General features: G+C 69.6%; 9 protein-coding genes. 2 read left to right on the top strand and 7 right to left on the bottom strand.

Translation table 11 applies throughout. From position 1 onward, the window contains the following. Positions 1-10 precede the first annotated feature (10 nt). From D9753_RS07055 to D9753_RS07025, 7 genes are all read right to left on the bottom strand, one after another. On the bottom strand, positions 11-904 hold the full coding sequence (locus D9753_RS07055) for a serine peptidase (protein WP_205614074.1): 894 nt from the start codon (positions 902-904) through the stop codon (positions 11-13). Continuing rightward, positions 901-5,487 (bottom strand): AAA family ATPase, encoded by a 4,587-nt coding sequence (locus tag D9753_RS07050; protein ID WP_121786224.1) that lies wholly within the window; start codon positions 5,485-5,487, stop codon positions 901-903. The genes D9753_RS07055 and D9753_RS07050 overlap by 4 nt, the downstream gene beginning before the upstream one ends. Before the next feature lie 222 nt (positions 5,488-5,709). Beyond that, entirely contained in the window at positions 5,710-9,735 is a 4,026-nt protein-coding gene (locus D9753_RS07045; RefSeq protein ID WP_163010640.1) for a hypothetical protein, read from the bottom strand. 201 nt (positions 9,736-9,936) lie between these two features. After that, the gene (locus D9753_RS07040; RefSeq protein WP_121786222.1) at positions 9,937-11,088 is read right to left on the bottom strand and encodes a magnesium and cobalt transport protein CorA; all 1,152 of its coding nucleotides are present in this window, start codon (positions 11,086-11,088) and stop codon (positions 9,937-9,939) included. 365 nt (positions 11,089-11,453) lie between these two features. Beyond that, positions 11,454-12,248, bottom strand: coding sequence for a S1 family peptidase (locus D9753_RS07035; RefSeq protein ID WP_121786221.1), 795 nt, complete (start codon positions 12,246-12,248; stop codon positions 11,454-11,456). A gap of 243 nt (positions 12,249-12,491) precedes the next feature. Then, on the bottom strand, positions 12,492-15,335 hold the full coding sequence (locus tag D9753_RS07030) for a helix-turn-helix transcriptional regulator (RefSeq protein WP_205614073.1): 2,844 nt from the start codon (positions 15,333-15,335) through the stop codon (positions 12,492-12,494). A 152-nt stretch (positions 15,336-15,487) separates the two neighbouring features. Then, positions 15,488-16,318: a helix-turn-helix transcriptional regulator gene (locus D9753_RS07025; RefSeq protein WP_121786220.1), complete on the bottom strand. Its 831-nt coding sequence runs from the start codon at positions 16,316-16,318 to the stop codon at positions 15,488-15,490. Between the two features lie 113 nt (positions 16,319-16,431). Between D9753_RS07025 and D9753_RS07020 the strand changes: the two genes are divergently transcribed. Both D9753_RS07020 and D9753_RS07015 read left to right on the top strand, forming a co-directional pair. Continuing rightward, positions 16,432-18,105 (top strand): AMP-binding protein, encoded by a 1,674-nt coding sequence (locus D9753_RS07020; protein WP_121786219.1) that lies wholly within the window; start codon positions 16,432-16,434, stop codon positions 18,103-18,105. Between the two features lie 2 nt (positions 18,106-18,107). Next, a complete protein-coding gene (locus D9753_RS07015; RefSeq protein WP_121790942.1) occupies positions 18,108-19,727 on the top strand; it encodes an AMP-binding protein in 1,620 nt (539 codons plus the stop codon). Positions 19,728-19,783 lie beyond the last annotated feature (56 nt).

The raw sequence follows: 19,783 nt of genomic DNA, 5'->3' as shown, positions 1-19,783 counted from the left end.
GACGGATCGTTTAAGACGACGCGCCCTTCCGGAAACTCAGGTGATCTGTGTCCGGGATCGTCGGGTCGCGGACGAAGGGAGAGATCGCCGCAGCGGTCAGCGGGGAGGACAAGTACGCTCCGAAGGTGTGGAAGTCGATACGGCCCATCGGAGTGTCGGCGTGCTGGTCAACGGGGAAACGGTCGCCGAGCCGACGAGGAACCGCCACCAGGTCACCTGTGTCGGCGAGGTTCACCCAGTAGCGGACTCCGGCGGGCCGCGAACCCCGATCGGCGGTTGGCGTGGGCACCAAGTGATCGAAGATTCCGCCTGGCAGGCCGAGAGGAGAGCCCAAGGTCACGAAGCAGTCCACGGTCAGCTCTGGGTGAGCGTGGAGAGCCTCGTACGTGACGACCGAGCCGAGGGAATGGGCCAGCACTACGCGGGGGCGCACCTGTCGGATCGCCTCGGCCACAGCGGATCGGGCTGCATCCCTTACCTGCGGAACATGGAGGTAGCGGCGAACCTCGCCCGCCAGCTGGACGGCAAGCCGAATGACCGTCCCGACGGGGATGTTGCGGCGTTGGGAAACCCAGGACAGGACCTGCCGCAGCGGAGCAGTAACCAATCCCTGCCGTTCCCGGAGGGTGGGTGAACCGAGGGCCAGCGCCCAGGCGATGACGACGGACTCTTCTCGTTCGTCGAGAGCAGGTATGTCCAGCACGGCGGCCTGCCGCTCCGCGGCGTAGGTGTGGTGAGCGTAGTACGCGGCGTGCAGGGCAGGGAGCAGGTGGCCGTTCAGTCCAGCAGCCGAGAACCCATGCTGCAGCTTGAGCCGCCACTGCCCTGCTAGTTCGATGGCCGCCTGTTCCGGCGAGCGGCCGCTCAGGTGGTTGCCGATGCCGTGCACTGCGACGATCGTCACTGCTCTGGTCCTTCCTCCAAGTAACAATGAACGGAGTACGCCGGGAAGCGCCACGGGCCGCCGGTGGTCACGCCGGCGACCCTGCTGATCTCGTACCAGTGTGCCTCCAGCCGCATGACCTCGAATCCGTGGGGCGTGAGTACGTCGACGAGAACATCGTGTAGCTCGGCCGTCGTTGCAGTGATGGGGCGGGCGTACACCAGACCGTGGGAAGGCGGCAGGCCTCCCTCCCATTCCTCGAGGGTGTGCAACTCCCATCCGTCTGCACGGGCATCTCCACATAGCAGTTCGCCCGGCAGCCAAGCCAGGACATGGGTGGCGTGGACGGTCGGCTGCGCCGGTCGGACTGCCGACGCCGCTGCGGAACAGACCCACCCGAGGGCCGTGACATGGCCAGCCTTGGTGCCTACCAGCACACCGCTTTCGTAGGGGACGAGCGTGTGCACCCGACCCGGCACCAGGGCCGGATGTCCAAGTAGATCGCCGGATTCGGCATCCCATGCCTGGACCTCCTCCTCGCCGACAGCGGCCACGAGTACCGGCCTGCCGTTCACTTGGCTGACCGTCATCACCTGCGGGTCGGCGACGGGGGCGGAACCCACGAGCGAGGCCGTTACGAGGTCCCAGACCCGTACCTCATCGCCGTTCGAGGATTGCTCTGCAGCGAACAGGCGCCCGCCTTGCATCGTGATCGCTCCGATCCGGTCCAGCGTGATCGATTGCCGCAGGGTGCTGTCAGCCAGGGACCAGAGACGTACTGTGCGTTCGTTGTGGACGCTGATCAGGAGAGACTCGCCGCCGACGTCGCCCGCGACCAGTTCTGTGACCGGCCCCTCCACGTCGGCGAGGACGTGGGAAAGAGACTCCTTGCTCGTGTCCCATACATGGATGCTGCCGTCGGCACCGCCAACCACGGCCCATACCGAATCGCCGTGCGCCACAGCGGCCAATGAGGTGGCCGGGGTGGGGAGGCGGACCGTCGATTCGAGGACATCCTCACGGACATTCCAGGTGTCGAGCTCGGACTCCGTGGTCACCGTGACGACGTAGGACGCGTTGCCAGCTGTCACGATGGCGGCGTGGCTGAGCTCGCCCAAGTCGCCCAGCTCGTGATCCTGGGTACCGGCGCTCAGGTCCCAAGCCTTGACCTCACCGGATGCGAGTTCGATGCTGAGGGCGAGCTCCGAGCCGCCGAGCCGGATGGTGCCGAGTACTGTGGCGTGGTGCCAGTGGTCTTGGCCATGGCCGAACCGAGGGCAAACGTCGAGGTCCCACACCCTCATGTTCCCGTCGCGATGGGCGGTCAGCGCGAGCTGAAAGCGGTCGACACGACGGATGTCCGCGAGCGTCAACCCGCGGTCTTCGGCTCCGGTGACCACGTGGACGGTCTCGCCGTTCCCCCGTGCCGCATACATGCCGGAGTGGTAGGCGATGAGGGAGAACAGCGGGGTGCGTGCGTTGGTGGGCCGGATCCGCACTTCCTGGAGCGGTCCCTCCGATGAGATGCTGACGGGCCACTCGTCCAGGTGCCTCAGCACCTTCGGCCCGTGACCTTGAGGTGCGGCGGGCGCACAGTGAAAGCTGAGGGAGCCGTCTGCGGACTCCACACCGAGCAGCGAAGCAATGGCGGCGTCCCCGGCTTCGATGGTGTCGAAGATCGTGCCGAAGGACTCGTCTAGCAGGCCGACCAGGCCGATCTCTCCACTGACCCGACCGACTGCAAGCACCGCCTGGTCGCCGGTGCCGACGACCGCCAAGGCGGAGACCCTCTCGCCGTCGAGGCGTGCGTCGGCGACGTGCGAACCCGTCGTGAGGTCGTACAGCTGGAGCACGTTCTGGTCAGTGACCGAGACAATGACCGCCCGCTCGTCCAGATCCACGATCGCCATCTGGGTGATGGTGCCCTCGCCTGTCCGAGGAATCGAGAAGTACCGGAACGCGACGTCGGGGCTCGGCGTGATGTCCCATGCCTGGAGGGAGCCATCGGTACCGGCGAACACGGCGAGGAGCCGTCGTTCGACAGATCCCAGGGCCAGGGCTGACACCGTGGCGCCCAACTCGTCCTCGCCGATGACGGAGAGCAGGGACTCCTCGGGTAGCCCGGTGCTCCAGCGGGTACGGAGCACGGTCCGTTCGTCGCGGAGACGGCGTGCCAGCCCCACAGCCCGGTAGGTCGCCAGGTACTGGCGAAGCTTGGCACGGCGAGTCTCCAGCGGCACGCGCCGGCCAAAGCGGTCGCCGGTATCGAAGCGACCGAACGCCGTTCGGTACGCGACCCCCGCCCGCCGCGCCGCCGGGGTCCTCGTCCGGTGAACGGCCTCCCAGATGCTGCTGTGGTCGGCGCGGACTAGGTACTCCGGGTCCAGGAACAAGTGGTCGACCGCGGATCCGGCTGGCGCAGCGACGGCATGCTCCATCAGGTGTCGCAGGAGATAGGGTGCGGCGAGGTCCCACCGAGGCCCCTCAGCAGCCCACCGTCCGGGGACGGCCGACAATAGCTCGTGAAAGAGCATGTCGGCGAGCCCTTCGAATTCAGCCCCGGCGTCACGGAAGTGCTCGGTGACCGTCTCGTGGAAGAACCGGTAGAGCTGACGTCCGTCCGAGTCGATGCTCGTTCGCAGATAGAAGCGGGCGGTCGCTAGCTTCTCGTGGGCCTCGCCCGGGGTTAGCGGGCGAAGCTCCTGACCCGCGGCCATGGCGGCAGCGGTGGCCGCTGCGACCACAAGTTCCAGCGGCATACCCTGACCTCGCGCTTGTGCCAACCCCACCATCAAGTGCCGCATCCACGGGTCGCCGTCCAGGGTGGTCCGCAGGTGCAGTTCGAGTAGGTGCGGCAGGCTCTGCGGCAGTCGGGCGACTGCCTCGGCGGGATTCAGGGGTACACCGGTCCGCAGGAAGTCGGCGAAGAGTGCTGCGACGAGGAAGGTGCTGCGATCGGGGCTATGAGCGATCGCGGTAGCGACCGCATGGGCTACGGACTCACGAAGGGCCTGGTCGCTGTAACCGGGTGCGCTATACAGGATGTCGGCGATGTAGGTCGTGAGGTCGGCCGCGAGGTCCTCGACACCGGAGGAGGTGTCCAGGTCGAGCACCTTCCCGTGGGCACCGGGCACTTCCCAGCCCCGGTGGTCGTCCGCCTGCGGCGGGCGCATCCCCACGAGCGCCCGGAAGGCGGGGCGGCCGTCAGGGCGCAGCGTGCTCAGGAGCTTGGGTAGCAGATCGCTGACGATACGGCCGCTCTCTAGGGCTTCGTCGATGGCATCGAGGATGAGTACCACCGGTTCCGGAAGGTCTCGAGCGATACGTTTGAGCTCGTCCAGCGCTTGCTCACTACTAGCGAAGGCAGGCCTCGAGTCCTCGGGAGTCAGTTGAACAATGATCGAAGCGACTACCTCGTCCCTGCTCCGGTGCCGGGCATGGACTGCGACAAGGGTCGGGTACCGACGCTCCGGGCGGTATTGAGCAGGAATGCGACCGACCAGCATGGTGCTCAGCTCGGCGAGCTGGTGGTGCGACAAGAAGACTGTCACCCCCAGCAGCGCCGACTTTCCGGACCCAGGGCTTCCGGTGACCAGCAACAGGGGTTCGTCCCTCGCCAACCAGGAGCGAATCCGGGTCAGCTCACGGGTCCGCCCAGTGAAAAGGCAGCCCGTAATCGCAGAGGCGTCGTCCAGGCGGCCGGACGCTCGGGTGAGGAAGTGCACGGGGTCCAGACCGGGGTCGAACTCCGCCGCCAGCTCCCGAACTGCCAGCCGGAGCCGGCTCCGAAGCCGCTGCCAGCCGTCTGTGCTGAACGCCGGGTTGGCGAAGAACTCCGGTACAGGCAACGAGGCGGCTCGGCGTGGAGAGTGCACCACGGTCTGCGGATACCCCTCGCCGAGGCGGACCAGCTCGCGCGCGATCTCGTCGGCCACTGCTTCCACCGGCACGTGGGCCATGGCCGGAGAGATATCCCAGTGCCCCAAGCGGAGCCGCTCCAGTGCCTGTGCTGTGGCCTTGGTGAAGCATGCGTCGAAGGCGCTTTCGCCCGCCGTGCAGGCCGCAATCACCCAAGTCTTTCGGTCGCCCTCGGAAACGTCCTGGAACAACTGATAGTCCGTCGCGGCCCCTGCGCCGCAGACATCGAGCAGGAACAGGACGGGAGACTGGTCGGAGCCATGCTCGACCTCATTCAGCCATCGGCCGATATCGATCGCCGAAGCCGGAAGGTCAGTCGGACGACTATCGTGCACGGGCAGGTACAAGACCCTGCCACGAACGATCCCGTGACCGGCAAAGTGAACGATCCGCGGCAGACCTCCCGAATCGTGCCGCAACTGCCGCCAGCGCTCCTCGACGCTAATCTGGTCCGCATTGATCACCGGGTCACTGACGTGCAGCCCGTCGAAACGTGAGAGCACCGCACCGAGTTCACGTACTTGCGGTTCAACCGACGGCAGCGGAGACAACCCCTCCGAGGTGGGGCTCCACTCGCCGTCGGCCGCGTTCTCAAAGGTCCCAACTCCGAGCAGAAGTGCCCGAACCATCATCCCCCCGTGCCTGTTCGATTCTGTCTCCAGGCTATCGGGGTCGAGGCTGCTCACCCCTCACGACTGGATTCACTCCTTGACTAGCGACTGTCTGGATGTGTGTCCACGCAGGGTCGTAGGACGGCGGGCAGTCTCCACCTCGCATCTGAGATCTTGTGCCTACGGCAGTCGCCTGCGCCCGGGTCTGCTCCAGGCGCGCTGTCACCTCACCCTGGTCCGGTTGGTCCTCGATCGCCATCCGCCAGCCAGCTGAGCCTAGACCCACCGATGCCTTCATCAGTCGGTAGCAGTGAGGAGTCGCGCCGCATGCTCGGGGTCGAGATCCCATTGCAGGGTGATGGCCGTCATGCCGTCCAGCTGTAGGTAGTCCGCTGTTGGATGGTCAGCCACTCCTTGAGCGATGGCGCTGGCGAGGTTGGGCACGCCAGATTCTCTGAGGGATGGGTCCTCAGAGATCTCGCTCTCAACCCGACGAGCGAGGGTGTCGAGGAAGTCGAGGACCACTTCGATGACCGGATCCCCTTGGCGGAGTTTCGTGATCACGCGACGTGCCTGCTGGAACTGTGCTACCGCCTCGTCGGCAGTGCCCTGGTGCCTCAGGTCTGTGTCCCGCCGGGTCGCAAGGTGAGCGAGCCCCGACAGGCACTGGAGGGCCTGGTGGGCGGCGATGGCAGCATCGGTGAGGGGAGTTGGGTGCGCTTCGGGAAGCTCGGCGCTCCAAGCGTCGAAGAGACCGATTCCCGGCCACAGGGTCGTCTGGAGCTGTCGCGCCAAGAGCCTGACCGGCCTGCCGTTGAGAAGGGGCACGAGCAGGACGGCCCTACAGTTGCCCTGGGTGCCGGGATCATGCTCCAGCAGCGAGCACAGCTGTTCCACTGCCGTCGGCCACTGAGCTAGTTCGGTGAGGCTAACGCCCACCGCGAGCTCCACGGCAGGCCACTCCGTTGAGTCCGGCTCGGCGACGGGTCTGGTGTGCACACGGACACGGATCCCTGCTGCCTTGGCGTCGGACTGGAGTTTCACGGGCAGGGCCTCTGCCCGTGCGCTGGCAACTCGGCGGGCAAGGTCTGCCACCCGGCTGAGTGCCTGTGCGGAGGGACCTGATCGCGCCGCGGTGGTGAGTTTCTTGGGTTCGAGGGTGCCCCAGGCGAGTTCGGCCAGAACTGCGTGCAAGTCGGTGAGCTTCCTCACGAGGTGATCGAGGACGTCCGGAGGCTCCTGGCCGATGAGGTGCCAGCGCTCCTCATTCCGTACTTGCAAGGCGAGGCGCGTCAGGCTGTCACCCACGTAGCTGGCTAGCGCTGCGTACCCCTTGGGGTCTGCGAGCCTTCCGGTGAGGTTCTCGGCGATCCCATTCACGAGCTGTTGCAGGTGGTCGGTTCCACCTCCTGGAACGTCGTCGCTGACGGGCAGCGTGGACAGGAATGAAGTGTCGACAGGGAGTGTCAGTGAGGCAGCCCAGTCCTGTAGTGCTGCCTGCGTTGTGCATAGGTCCTCGACGTCTTCGGGCCGACCACGACCGACGCACCAGATCTGAGTCAGATCCGTCAGGTACTGGTGGAGCACGGGGAGTGAAGAGGCTGCGGTCGCGGCTCGGGTGGTCCAGTCGCTTTGCCCAGCCGCCATTGCACCGATCAACATGCGTGTGCGAGTCCACGCCATCGAGGCGGGAGGTCTGTCGAACTGCCGCTGCAGACGGCTGACCCCACTGGTGAAGTCACCGATGGTCAGGGGCAGGCCACCGGGCAGCAGATTCTGGACGTCGACACTCTCGCACTGCGGAAGGCAGCGCAGCAGCATCCGTCCGAGGTCCCTGACCTCCCGTTCCGCGTCCGGCCGTGCCTGGTCCGACACATGGAGCAGGCGGGCGAACGCCACCCGGCTGTCCTCGCGATCGACGATGGTCGCCTCAGTGACCCACGGCGAATGGGTCGCGATGGTCCGTAGCACACGCTCCTCTCCGCCCGCGATCTCCAACAGCTCTTCGGCCAGGGGGACCGACACGGCCCGGGCGGTGGAAAGTATGTCTCCCAGCAGATCGACCGGTGCGTCGGCGAGTAGCTGGCTGAACGGCGAATCGGAGAGTACCGTCGGCCAACCCGTGAGATCCAGATCCGTCCCGGCAAGGACGGCGAGCAACCGCTTGGATTCGACCGGCTCCCCGCACTCTGACAGGAGGAGGCTGATCGCTGCCGTGCCGAGCCGCTCCGCGAGCGCGTTGCGCAGTGGCGAACCGGATGAACCAGCTGCCCGGATCTCAGGGATGGCCGCAGCGATCTCGGGTTTGAGCTGCGGCAGCAGCTCTCCGTCTACGAGCGCGAACTGAAGGGTGGTGCGGCGCAGCGAGGGTGGGATCTGGTGTCGGTCGAGGGTCCGGAGCCAGGCGGCCGCAGTGCGGTTGACGTCGACCAGCCGAAGAGCCTGCAGAACGCCGGTGGTCGCCTCTACAGAGGGTCGGTTGCCGAGTTGGACCGCGATCTGGTCCAGTACGACGGTATCCAGCTCGGGATGTTCGGTGAGGACGCCGGCGATGAACGGCTGAAGCTGTGACTCCGCCAGCATGCGCATCACTGCGAGCACGGTCTCGTCCAAGATCGGCGGTGGAATCGCGTGCACGGCGTCGGCCAGGTGCGCCGAGCGCAGCTGGTGCAGCCCGGACAGCCGTCCGCTCCGCTCGTGGACGAGGTGCTCATCGGCCAGGCGGGACAGCGCTACGCGAAGGTCCGTGTTTCCAAGCCCCAGCTGCTGCTGAAGTGCCCGTACGGGCAGATCGACGCCCCACCGGTGGGCGATCGAGATCCTGGCCAGGATCTCGATCTCTGTCTCCCGCCCTTCGATAACTCGCCGCTCGACTTGCTCGGACAGGACATCCGAGAGCCTTCGTCCGCGGGTGAGGAGGTGAGTGAACTCCAGGGTCAATCCGTTTGCCGCGCCGTACGCCTCTTGCCAATGCGCGGCCGTCGTGGCTCCGGTAGCCGACAGCCCGGCGTGAATCTGCTCAGCGACCTCTTCATCGAGGGTCACCTCGATCTGGGTACAGTCGGCCCGGCTTTGAAGGGGCAGTAGGTCCTCGCTCCGGACCGAGCCCAGGAGCAGGACACCGGGAATAGGGGCGAGCTCGCGGTAGAGGACATCCCATGCCTCGGCCGCTCCGATGCCGATGCCGTCCACGACGAATCCGACCGGAGAACGAGCCGAGGGCTGCAACGCCTTGGCCAGCCTCACCAGCGGGACGGCGTCGTCGGCCTGGAGCCGCCTGATGCGGTACCAGAGCACATGCCTGGTCACGTAGGCAGCCGTCCACATCACTGTGGACTTGCCGATACCAGAGGGACCGGTCACGAGGACGCTCTGACCTCGATGGAGCGCGTCCGCTACCTGCCCGGTCAAGACCGGCCTGGGGGCCGGAAGCCCGGCAGCGATGTGGCCGGGCTGTACGTCGATGCCTTCGTGGAAGCCGGCTGACTGGAGTGGCCGGTCGAAGTCCACCGGCTCGCAGAGGCCCGTAGCCAGTGCCTCCTCCAGTGATGAGTGGTCGATGGTTTCCGCGACCTCGGTCGCAATCCGTGCAATGCTCGTTCGACTCAGCCCTGCTGCTTCCGACAGGCTCGTTTCAGCGTCGGCATCGGCCTGTTTTGCGACGGCGCTGCGTAGAGCCAGCACGACTGTCTCTGCGGCTACCGGCAGCAGCCCGAGCCGATGGGCTACAGCGGTGCGGGTGTCCTCGGCGGCGGCGCGCCATGGCAAGACGTAGAGACTGGCGGCATCGCACCATGCGTCGATTTCGTCCTTGTTCACGCCGGCCTTCGCGGCCTTGGCGTTGAGTGCCTCTAGCAACCGGTGGCCTCGCGGGAGGTCACTCAAGGGGGCGCCCCACTGAGTGAGCCATTCACCTTCAATCGGCCGCTCGAGCACAAGAAGGGGCCGACCTGCCACCCCTGCCTGTACACGCCTCGCGTGTGCCAGGGCCATGGCAACAAGATGCTCAGCAACCTCAGGAGCGGTGAAGTCGCCCATCCGTTCCTGGCGGGACTTCACCTGGACGTGCCAGGGTGTTGGTCCATCACATGAGAGGTCTTCCAGCCCTTCCGGGACGACGCGATCGGCGTCGAGGGCACCGGACATGACGCGGCCGCACAGCCAGGCCCCGACAGCGTCCTGATAGTGGAACCCACGCCCGGCGCGTGCTCCCGACCGCGTTTTCACCCATAGGGTCTCGCCGGGTCCGCTGCTCGGTTCGCTCTGCTGAACGGGGACGGAGGGCTTGACCCTGCTGCGTTGCCCCCTGCTCTTGCTGGTCATCCGAGAAGCTTTGCAGGCCCAGCTGGGAAACCGTACGGCTTCCCAGCACGAAGCTGAGGTGCACGGAGGGGGGAGCAGGTGGGAGGAGTGCGGCTCACTCCCCGGTGCCGCGCGTTCTCCCCGGATTCTCCCCAAGGCCTCGAATTAGTCCATCGTTGATGTTTGCCGTGGCGAACTCGATCACCGATTCTTGCTCCCCGACTAAAGCCAGTCGCGCTTCTTGAAGATGACGTACAGGCTGACGCAGACCACTGCCATCAGCAGGATGGCGAAGGGGTAGCCGGCCGCCCACTCCAGTTCCGGCATGTCCTTGAAGTTCATGCCGTAGATGGTTCCCACGAGTGTGGGTGCAAACAAGATGGCCGCCCACGAGGAGATCTTCTTGACCTCCTCGTTCTGCTCGAAGCCCGCCTCCGCCAGGGCCCGCATCTCCGCGTTCTGCTGCTGGGTGACCAGGGTCGCGTTGACCGTGAGGATCTCGGTGAGGGCCTGGCGGAAGCCGTCGACGCGTTCGCTGGTGTGCGTGACGTGGTCGGCGACGTCCCTCAGGTACCGCTGGAGTTCCTCGTCGGTCTCGTACTTGGCGAACCCGGCCATCAGGCCGTGCAGCATGCCGACGAGCGGGCGGGTGGCGCGCTGGAACTCGACCATCTCGCGGGAGAGTCCGTAGATGCGGCGGGAGACCTCGGGGTCGCCGCGGAACACCTCGGTCTCGATCTCGTCGATGTCGTTCTGGACGCCGGCCACGACGGGCACGTAGCCGTCGACCACCGCGTCCAGGATCGCGTACAGCACCGCCTCGGGGCCCAGTGCCAGCAGCTCGGGCGCGTCCTCCATGCGGCGCCGGACCGCCGACAGGTCGGGGGCGTCGCCGTGCCGGACCGTGATGACGAAGTCGGGGCCGACGAAGACGTGCAGTTCGCCGAAGTCGACCTCCTCGGGCGCGTCGAGGTAGCGGGCGGCGCTCAGGACGACGAAGAGCGTGTCGCCGTACCGTTCCAGCTTGGGCCGCTGGTGGGCCTCCATGGCGTCCTCGATGGCCAGCGGGTGGAGGTCGAACTCGGCTGCCAGGGAATGGAGTTCGCTGCCGGTGGGCCGGGCGAGGCCGATCCACGCCATGCCCCTGGGCTGCTGGCGCAGCTCGTGGTAGGTCTCGGCCAGGGTGGCGGGAGAGGAGACGCGGACGCCGTCGCGGTAGAGCACGGCCCGTACGACGTCCGCCGGCCCGGCGGGGCCCTCCGGGCCGGGGGAGGGCGTGGGCGGCTCGGCCGTGGCGGGGAGCTGGGCCGGGGTGACAGCGCGGCGCCAGCCGGACCTGCGGCCGCCGTTCCTGCCGTTGGGTCGCTCGGGCATCGGCCACCTCCCGGTGGTGCCCGCGCTGGGCGTGCTCACCCGGCGCGGGTACCTGCAGGATATCCGCGGGCCGCCGCGATCGGCGGACGTCGCGGTCCGGGTCCCGGCGGACGTCGCGGACCGGCTCTCTCCGCAACCGGTGTCGGAGCGGCTGGCGGGCGTGCGGTGTACGGGGAGTCGTACGGCATCCGGTGCGCGGCGGCCGTACGGCGGTGGGCCGGGGGGTGGTGTCGTGCCGCGGTGGCCCGGCGACGGTGTCCCGTGGCGTGGGCCGGGGTGGTGGAGAGGGGGCGTTGCGGGCCGCTCGTGGTGGCCCGCAACGCCCCCCGGCGGTTACCCGAGGGATGCTCGGGAAATCTTCCGGGTCACGAGTTGACCTGCGCGGTCACCAGGTCCGAGAAGGTGGCCAGCCGGGTGTAGACACCCGGGTAGCCCGCCTCCGCGCACCCCTCGCCCCAGGAAGTGATCCCTGCCAGGGCGCCCCCGATGAGCAGGGGACCGCCGCTGTCGCCCTGGCAGGTGTCGACGCCGCCGGAGGTGTATCCGGCGCAGACCATGTCGGACTGGACGAAGTCCGAACCGTAGGAGGAACGGCAGCTCGAGTCGGCCACGATCGGGACGGTCGCGGTCCGTAGCTGGTTGGAGGAGCCGCCGTTCTCCGAGGTGGTGCCCCAGCCGAGGATCCGGGCCGTGGTGCCGGCCGCGTAGACGCCCGTCTGGGACGAGGAGACGTACGACGCCGGGGTGTACGGCATCGACGTGGAGAGGGTCAGCACGGCCACGTCGTCACCGTTGGTGGCGTCCGAGTAGTCCGGGTTGATCCAGATCTTGCTGACCTTGCCGACCGTGCCGTTGGTGCCGTTGAGGTAGGTCCGGCCGCCGACGACGCGCACGCTGCCGGTGGTCTCGCCCACCATGCAGTGGGCGGCCGTGACGACCTTCCTGGGCGCCACCAGGGTGCCGCCGCAGAACTGGTTCTGGGAGGCGTCCGTGATCTGCATCATGAACGGGTACGCGGTCGTCGTGGTCGTCGTACCGCCGACGACGGGCTGGGGGGCGGCGGCGCTCGCCGTCGGCGCGGCGAGCAGCGCGGTCGCAGCGGCGGCGGCGGTGGCCACCAGGGTCGCGGCGGTCTTTCTCACACGTCTGGTCCCGAACATGAGTCTCCTCAGTGGGGGTTGCACCGGTGGGGGGTCGCGCGGGTGTGGGGAGTGCATGGGGGTGTGGGGGTCCCCTGCTCGAGCGCGGTCGGGCGCTCGGAGAGGGGACCGACCCCCATGTGCCCGGGCGAGCGGCACGCCCTTTACGCTAGGACCCGGAACCCTCGGCTCCCAATGAGGGAACCCCCTAGGGGGTTGGGTGAGGGAAAACCCTCGGTCCGGTTCAGTTAACAAGGGCGCCGCTCAGTTCGCGCGGTGACCTGCGGCCAATCGGACGATGTCGACGCGCGACCGGATCCCCAGCTTGCGGTAGACCCGGGTCAGGGTCGCCTCCACCGTCTTCACGCTGATGAACAGCCGGGCGGCGATCTCCCGGTTGGTGGCGCCCTCCATGACCAGCGCGGCCACCTGACGCTCCATCGCCGCCAGCCCGTCCAGGGCGTGCAGCGCCTCCGGCACGGCCGGCGTCATTTCCCGTTCGGGAGTGGTGAGTGCTTCGTCCACCTGGCGCAACCAGGGCAGCGCCCGGCAGCGCCGGAACATCCGGGCGGCCTCGTCGAAGGCGTTGGCCGTGCCGGTCCGGCGCGTCCCTTCCGTCGGACGCCTGGCCCGCAGCCGGGCCAGCGCGAGCGCGGCCCGCGCCTCCTCCAGACCGTAGCCGAGCTTGCCGAGCCGGTCCTGAGCGGATGTCAGCTTGGCGAGCGCGGCCTCCGGGTCGCCCTGCGCGGCCCGCACCAGGGCCTCTGACCGGTCGAGGACGGCGAGGACGCTCTCCCGGCCGAGCCGCAGCGCGTGCTCGCGGCTGACGTCGAGGACGTCCTGCGCCTCACCGGGCTCGCCCGTCCGGACGAGTGCCTCGGCGAGGTCGCCCTGCCAGCGGCCCCGGGCCGGGTCGGTGATGCCGAGCGCCAGCTCCAGCCGGCGCACCCGGCGCAGCGAACGGACGGTGCCCGCCGGGTCCCCGGCCACGAGCTGGGCGTACCCGAGGGCGCCCAGCGCCCGCGACAGGTACATCTGGTCGCCGTCCTCCTCGGCGTGCTCCACCGCCTCCCGGGCGAGCGCCAGCGCCCGGTCGACGTCGCCGCCGGAGGCCTCCGCGAGGGAGGTCAGCATCGCGGACGCGGTCTCGCCGATGCCGGAGTCCCGGGCGAGCCGCAGGCTCTCGCGGGCCAGGTCGAGTGCGCGCCCGCAGTGCCCGGCCCTCAGTTCCGTCTCGGCGAGGCCGCGCAGGAAGTGCACCTCGCTCTCCACGGAGCCGCGCCGGCGGACCTCGCGCAGCAGCGCGGTGACCGTGGCCCGGGCCTCGGCGAGCTGGTCGCCCATGACCAGCCAGCGGAACCGGGCGCTGCCCGCGCCGTTGTGATGCCAGGCGACCCGCGGGTCCTGGGGTTCCCGCAGGGCCCGTTTGATGGTGCGGGGTGCTTCCGGATGGCCCATCAGGGTCTCGGTCTGCGCCTGGAAGGCAAGGGAGAGCAGTTCGGTGCGCCGGTCGCCGCCGCACGCGGCGAGCCCGGCGGCGTGCGCGGCGGCCTCCCGGGCCTCGGTGAAGTCGCCCTCCACGATCAGCGCCCGCCAGGCCAGTTGGTAGTGGACGAGGGCGAGCAGCCGGGAGTCGTCGCCGGCGTCGGAGAGGGCCTGCGGGAACACGGCGTCGACCTCGGCCATGGTGTGGCCGGCGCTGTCGATGACGATCATCCAGGCCCGCACCCGGTCGGCGGGCACGGTCGCCCGGGTCAGCACCTCGCGGGCGATGTCCCGGGCCAGGTCCACCTCGCCGGCGGTGATCGCGTCCTCGGCGGCCTGGAGCCGGCGCTCCTCCTGCCGCGGCGTCCCGTCGGCGGGGGTGTGCCGGGCGGCGAGCAGCCCGAGCTGGGCGGCGACCGAGGGGGCGCCGCGGTCCCGGGAGAGGGCCGCGGCCTCGGCGAGCCGGGCGGCGACCTCCGGGTCGGTGCCGGTGGTGGCGAGGGCCAGATGCCGGGCCCGTTCGATGGGGTCGGAGGCCGCGGTGGACAGCGCCGCGTGCGCGGCCCGCCGCTCCTGGGCGGGTGTCTCCGCGTACAGCGCCGCGGATATCAGCGGGTGCGCGAACCGTACGGCCGGTGCGTCGGGCTCGGTGGCCAGCAGCCCGAGTTCGGCGGCCTGGGCGCACTCGGCCTCGGCGTTCTCCCGGCCGGCCGCGTGCAGCAGCGCCGGGGTGGGCCGGGCGCCGGCGCTGGCCACCAGCAGGGTGCGGCGTGCCTCCACCGACAGCATGTCCAGGCGGCTGAGGACCAGGGCGCGCAGTGAGGTCGGCACCGGCAGCGGTTCGCCTGGGCGGGGCGGGGTGGGGCTCTCGGCGAGGGCGCGGCCCAGCTCCAGGGCGAACAGCGGGTTGCCGCCGCTGGTGCGGTGGATCTCGCGGACCGTGGACCGGGACAGGCCGCCGTGGCCGCGGTGGCCGAGCAGTTGGGCGACCTGGGTGCGGGAGAGCGCGCCGAGCCGGACGGCGAGGGTGTCCGGCGGGCAGGCGTGCAGGTGGCGGTCGCACTCCTGGCTGGACTGCCCTTCTGTGCGTACCGCGCAGAGTAGCTGTACCGGGGTGCCCCCAAGGCGCCGGGCGGCGAAGCCGAGCAGTTCGGCGCTGGCCGGGTCGAGCCACTGGAGGTCGTCGGCGACGATCAGGACCGGGCCGTCGGCGGCCAGGGCGCGCAGCGCGGAGAGCACGGCCAGGCGCAGGGCGAGACCGTCGCGCTGGAGGCTGGACTCGCCGCGGCCGGTGAGCGCCGACTCCAGGGCGGTGCGCTGGGCGGCCGGCAGCCGCGGGGCGATGTCGTCGAGGACGAGACCGAGGAGGTCGGCGAGGGCCAGGAACGGAAGATGCGATTCTGACTCGGTCGCCGAGCAGCGCAAGACCGTGCGGGCGGTGGCGCCGTATTCCTCGGCCAATGCCCGCAGGACGGTGGATTTCCCTATTCCGGCGGGGCCGTGGAGCAGCACACTGCCCCCGGAGGCGAGTTGCTCACGGGCGCCGGCGAACAGCTCCTCGCGGCCGATGACCAGGTCGGGGCGGCACCTGGCAGGCTCCTGGAAGTCCCGTCGCAAGGTCACCGCTCCCCTCGTGTGTCGTGTCCGGGCCAAATTCTAGGCAACGATCGTGGAAATACGGACGGAAGCCGTGGTGAGGGAAATAACAAACGGTCAAGCAGAGGGAAATTCAAAGCGCCGCCGCATGAATGGCAGGTTCCCTTCCCGTCGCCGCGCTACGGCAGCAGCCCCGCCCTGCGGGCCGCGGACACCGCCTCCCCTCGTGTGTGGGCGCCCAGCTTCCGCATCGCCGAGCGCAGATAGCCCTTGACCGTCTCCGGCCGCAGACCCAGCCGCTCCGCCACCGCCGTGTTGGTGGCGCCCGCCGCCACCCAGGACAGCACGTCCAGCTCACGTGGCGCCAGGGTCACGCCTCCGGCTCGTGGCGGCGCGGTCAGCAGCCCGCACGCGGCGAGCAGTTCGGCCCGCAGACCCGGATCGCTGATCCGGGGGACCAGGGCCCGCAGTGCGGCGTGCGCCTCGCGCACCTGTTCCCACCCCGCGCCCCGATCGGCGCCCTCCGGCTCCGGCCGGGCCGCGGCCAGCAGCCCCCACGTCTCGTCCCGCACCACCAGCGCCTGCTCCACATCCCGCGCCGCCGCCATCGCCGCGCCCAGCATGCGGTCACCGAGCGGCTCGGCCGAGCGCAGCGCGCCGTACAGCACCCCGCGCACGCGGCGCCGGACCACGACCGGCACCGCGAGCACCGAGCGGATGCCCTCGGCGGCCACCGGCACGTCGTACTCGTGGCTGATCTGGCGGGAGCTGGAGTAGTCCGTCACCGCGCACGGCCGGGCCAGCGCCACCGCCCTGCCGCCGAGACCGCTGCCGGAGGTGACCGCGAGGGCGTGCAGCGCGGCCGTGGTCGTGCCGCTCAGCTCGCTGATGCGGATCCGCGGCCGGCCGGTCTCCACCAGCCCGCCGAAGGCGACCGGAAGTCCCGTCGCACGCCGCAGCCGGGCCAGCGCGCCACCGATCACCACCTCGCCCACCGCGTCCGCCGTCACCTTGTCCGCCCCTCCGGCAGTCCTCACCCCCGTTCGGGGGTAGTGAGACCTGCATCACGGATTAGACGATGCCAGAGAGCCGCCCGGCAATGGCCGGGAACATGGGAGGACAGATGACGACGGCGACCGACGCCTTCAGGGGCGCACGGGACTTCCTGCTGGAGCACCGCGAGGACTACGCCAGCGCCTACAACGGGTTCACCTGGCCGCGGCCCGAGCACTTCAACTGGGCGCTGGACTGGTTCGACGTGATCGCCGACGGCAACGACCGGACCGCGCTGCACATAGTGGAGGAGGACGGCAGCGAGACCCGGCTCTCCTTCGCGGAACTGGCCGACCGCTCCGACCGGGTGGCCCGGTGGCTGCGCGAGCGCGGGGTCGCCGCCGAGGACCGTGTCCTGGTCATGCTCGGCAACCAGGCCGAGCTGTGGGAGACCGCGCTGGCCGCGATGAAGCTGCGCGCGGTCGTCATCCCGGCCACGCCGCTGCTCGGCCCCGCCGATCTGCGTGACCGGGTGGACAGGGGCCGGGTGAAGCACGTGATCGTGCGGGCGCAGGACACGGCCAAGTTCGCCGACGTGCCCGGCACCTACACGCGGATCGCGGTCGGCGGCCTGCCGGAGGAGGGCTGGGAGCCGTACGAGGACGCCTACCCGGCCTCCGCCGAGTTCCTCCCCGACGGCCCCACCCTCGCCGACGACCCGCTGATGCTCTACTTCACCTCGGGCACGACCGCCCGCCCCAAGCTGGTCGAGCACACCCACACCTCGTACCCGGTCGGGCACCTGGCCACCATGTACTGGATCGGCCTGAAACCTGGCGACGTGCACCTGAACATCTCGTCGCCGGGCTGGGCCAAGCACGCCTGGTCCAACCTCTTCGCCCCGTGGAACGCGGAGGCGACCGTCTTCGTCGTCAACTACACCCGCTTCGACGCGGCCCGGCTGATGGCCGAGATGGACCGGGCCGGCGTCACCACGTTCTGCGCGCCGCCGACCGTGTGGCGGATGCTCATCCAGGCCGACCTCGGTCGGCTGCGCACCCCGCCCCGTGAGGCGCTGGCGGCCGGCGAGCCGCTCAATCCCGAGGTGATCGAGCAGGTCAGGCGGGCCTGGGGCGTGACCGTCCGGGACGGCTTCGGGCAGACCGAGACCGCGGTGCAGGTCTCCAACAGCCCCGGCCAGCCGCTGAAGACCGGCTCGATGGGCCGTCCCAGCCCCGGCTTCCGGGTGGAACTCCTCGACCCGGTCTCCGGCGCGCCCGGCGCCGCCGAGGGCGAGATCGCCCTCGACCTCACCGAGCGCCCGGTCGGCCTGATGACCGGCTACCACGGCGACCCGGACCGCACGGCGGAGGTCATGGCGGGCGGCTACTACCGCACGGGCGACATCGCCTCCCGCGACGGAGAGGGATATCTCACCTATATCGGGCGCAGTGACGACGTGTTCAAGGCCTCCGACTACAAGGTGAGTCCGTTCGAGCTGGAGAGCGCGCTGCTGGAGCACGAGGCGGTGGCCGAGGCGGCCGTCGTGCCCGCCCCGGACGAGCTGCGGCTCGCCGTGCCGAAGGCGTACATCGTCCTGGCCGCGGGCTGGGAACCCGGCCCCGGCACCGCGCACATCCTCTTCGAGCACTCCCGCAGCGTGCTCGCCCCCTACAAGCGCATCCGGCGGCTGGAGTTCGGCGTGCTGCCCAAGACCGTCTCCGGCAAGATCCGCCGCATCGAGCTGCGCGAGGCCACGGCCGCGGGCTCACCGAACGAGTACCGCGAGGAGGACTTCCGGTGACGGTGACCCCCCGGCTGTCGTACACCCACGGGACGGGCACCACCGCCCTGCTCGGCGACACCATCGGCCGCAATCTCGACCGGACCGTGGCCGCGTGGCCGGACCGCGAGGCGCTGGTCGACGTCCCGTCCGGGCGGCGCTGGACGTACGCACAGTTCGCCGCCGACGTGGGGGAACTGGCGTGCGCGCTGCTGGCGAGCGGGGTGGCGCAGGGCGACCGGGTCGGCATCTGGGCGGTCAACTGCGCCGAGTGGGTGCTGGTGCAGTACGCCACCGCCCGGATCGGCGCCGTCATGGTCAGCATCAACCCGGCCTACCGCACGCACGAGGTGCGGTTCGTCCTCGACCAGGCCGGGATCTCCCTGCTGTTCGCCTCCCTGCGGCACCGGACGAGCGACTACCGGGCGATGGTGGAGGAGGTGCGGCACGCGTGCCCGCGGCTGCGGGAGGCCGTCTACATCGGCGACCCGAGCTGGGAGGCGTTCACCGCGCGCGGCGCACACCCCTCGGACGGGCTGCGGGACGAACTGCGGGACAGGGAGGCCGCGTTGTCGTGCGACGACCCGATCAACATCCAGTACACCTCGGGCACGACCGGCTTCCCCAAGGGCGCCACCCTCTCCCACCACAACATCCTCAACAACGGCTACTTCGTGGGGGAGTCGATCGGTTACACCGAGCAGGACCGGATCTGCGTCCCGGTGCCGTTCTACCACTGCTTCGGCATGGTCATGGGCAGCCTCGCGGCCACCTCGCACGGCGCCTGCACGGTCGTCCCGGCCCCGTCCTTCGAACCCGGCGCCACCCTGGACGCCGTACAGCGTGAACGCTGTACGTCCCTCTACGGCGTGCCGACCATGTTCATCGCCGAGCTGAACCTGCCGGACTTCGCCTCCTACGACCTGTCCTCCCTGCGCACCGGCATCATGGCGGGCTCGCCCTGCCCGGTGGAGGTGATGAAGCGGGTGGTCACCGAGATGCACATGGAGCAGGTCTCCATCTGCTACGGCATGACGGAGACGTCACCGGTGTCCTTGCAGACGCGTGTCGAGGACGACCTGGAGCACCGCACCGCCACCGTCGGCCGCGTCCTGCCCCATGTGGAGGTCAAGGTGGTCGACCCGGCCACCGGAGTGACCCGGCCCCGGGGAACGGCGGGCGAGCTGTGCACCCGCGGCTACAGCGTGATGCTCGGCTACTGGGACGAGCCGGGGAAGACCGCCGAGGCCATCGACGCGGGCCGCTGGATGCACACCGGGGACCTCGCGGTGATGCGCGAGGACGGGTACGTGGAGATCGTCGGCCGGATCAAGGACATGATCATCCGGGGCGGCGAGAACATCTACCCGCGCGAGATCGAGGAGTTCCTGTACGCCCACCCGGGCGTCCGGGACGTCCAGGTCGTCGGGGTGCCGCACGAGCGGTACGGCGAGGAGGTCCTCGCCTGTGTCATCCCGGCCGACCCCGCGGACCCGCTCACCCTGGAGGACCTCCGCTCCTTCTGCGCGGGCCGGCTCGCGCACTACAAGATCCCCAGCCGGCTGCGGATCCTCGACTCCTTCCCGATGACGGTGTCGGGCAAGGTGCGCAAGGTGGAACTCCGGGAGACGTACGGGGTGTGAGGCGGCGGGGGCCGAGCATCCGCTGAACGCTCCACGGCGGGCCCCGGACGAGCGCG

Origin of the sequence: Streptomyces dangxiongensis (assembly GCF_003675325.1) — a bacterium.
Taxonomy (GTDB): Bacteria; Actinomycetota; Actinomycetes; order Streptomycetales; family Streptomycetaceae; genus Streptomyces; species Streptomyces dangxiongensis.
The sequence above is the reverse complement of the archived record's forward strand: the minus strand, read 5'-3'. Positions and strand labels throughout refer to the sequence as shown.

What these genes read in the sequence shown, in the direction of transcription:
- D9753_RS07040 (WP_121786222.1), bottom strand. Translation starts at nt 11,088, where the DNA reads ATGCCCGAGCGACCCAACGGCAGGAACGGCGGCCGCAGGTCCGGCTGG.
- D9753_RS07020 (WP_121786219.1), top strand. Translation starts at nt 16,432, where the DNA reads ATGACGACGGCGACCGACGCCTTCAGGGGCGCACGGGACTTCCTGCTG.
- D9753_RS07045 (WP_163010640.1), bottom strand. Translation starts at nt 9,735, where the DNA reads ATGACCAGCAAGAGCAGGGGGCAACGCAGCAGGGTCAAGCCCTCCGTC.
- D9753_RS07035 (WP_121786221.1), bottom strand. Translation starts at nt 12,248, where the DNA reads ATGTTCGGGACCAGACGTGTGAGAAAGACCGCCGCGACCCTGGTGGCC.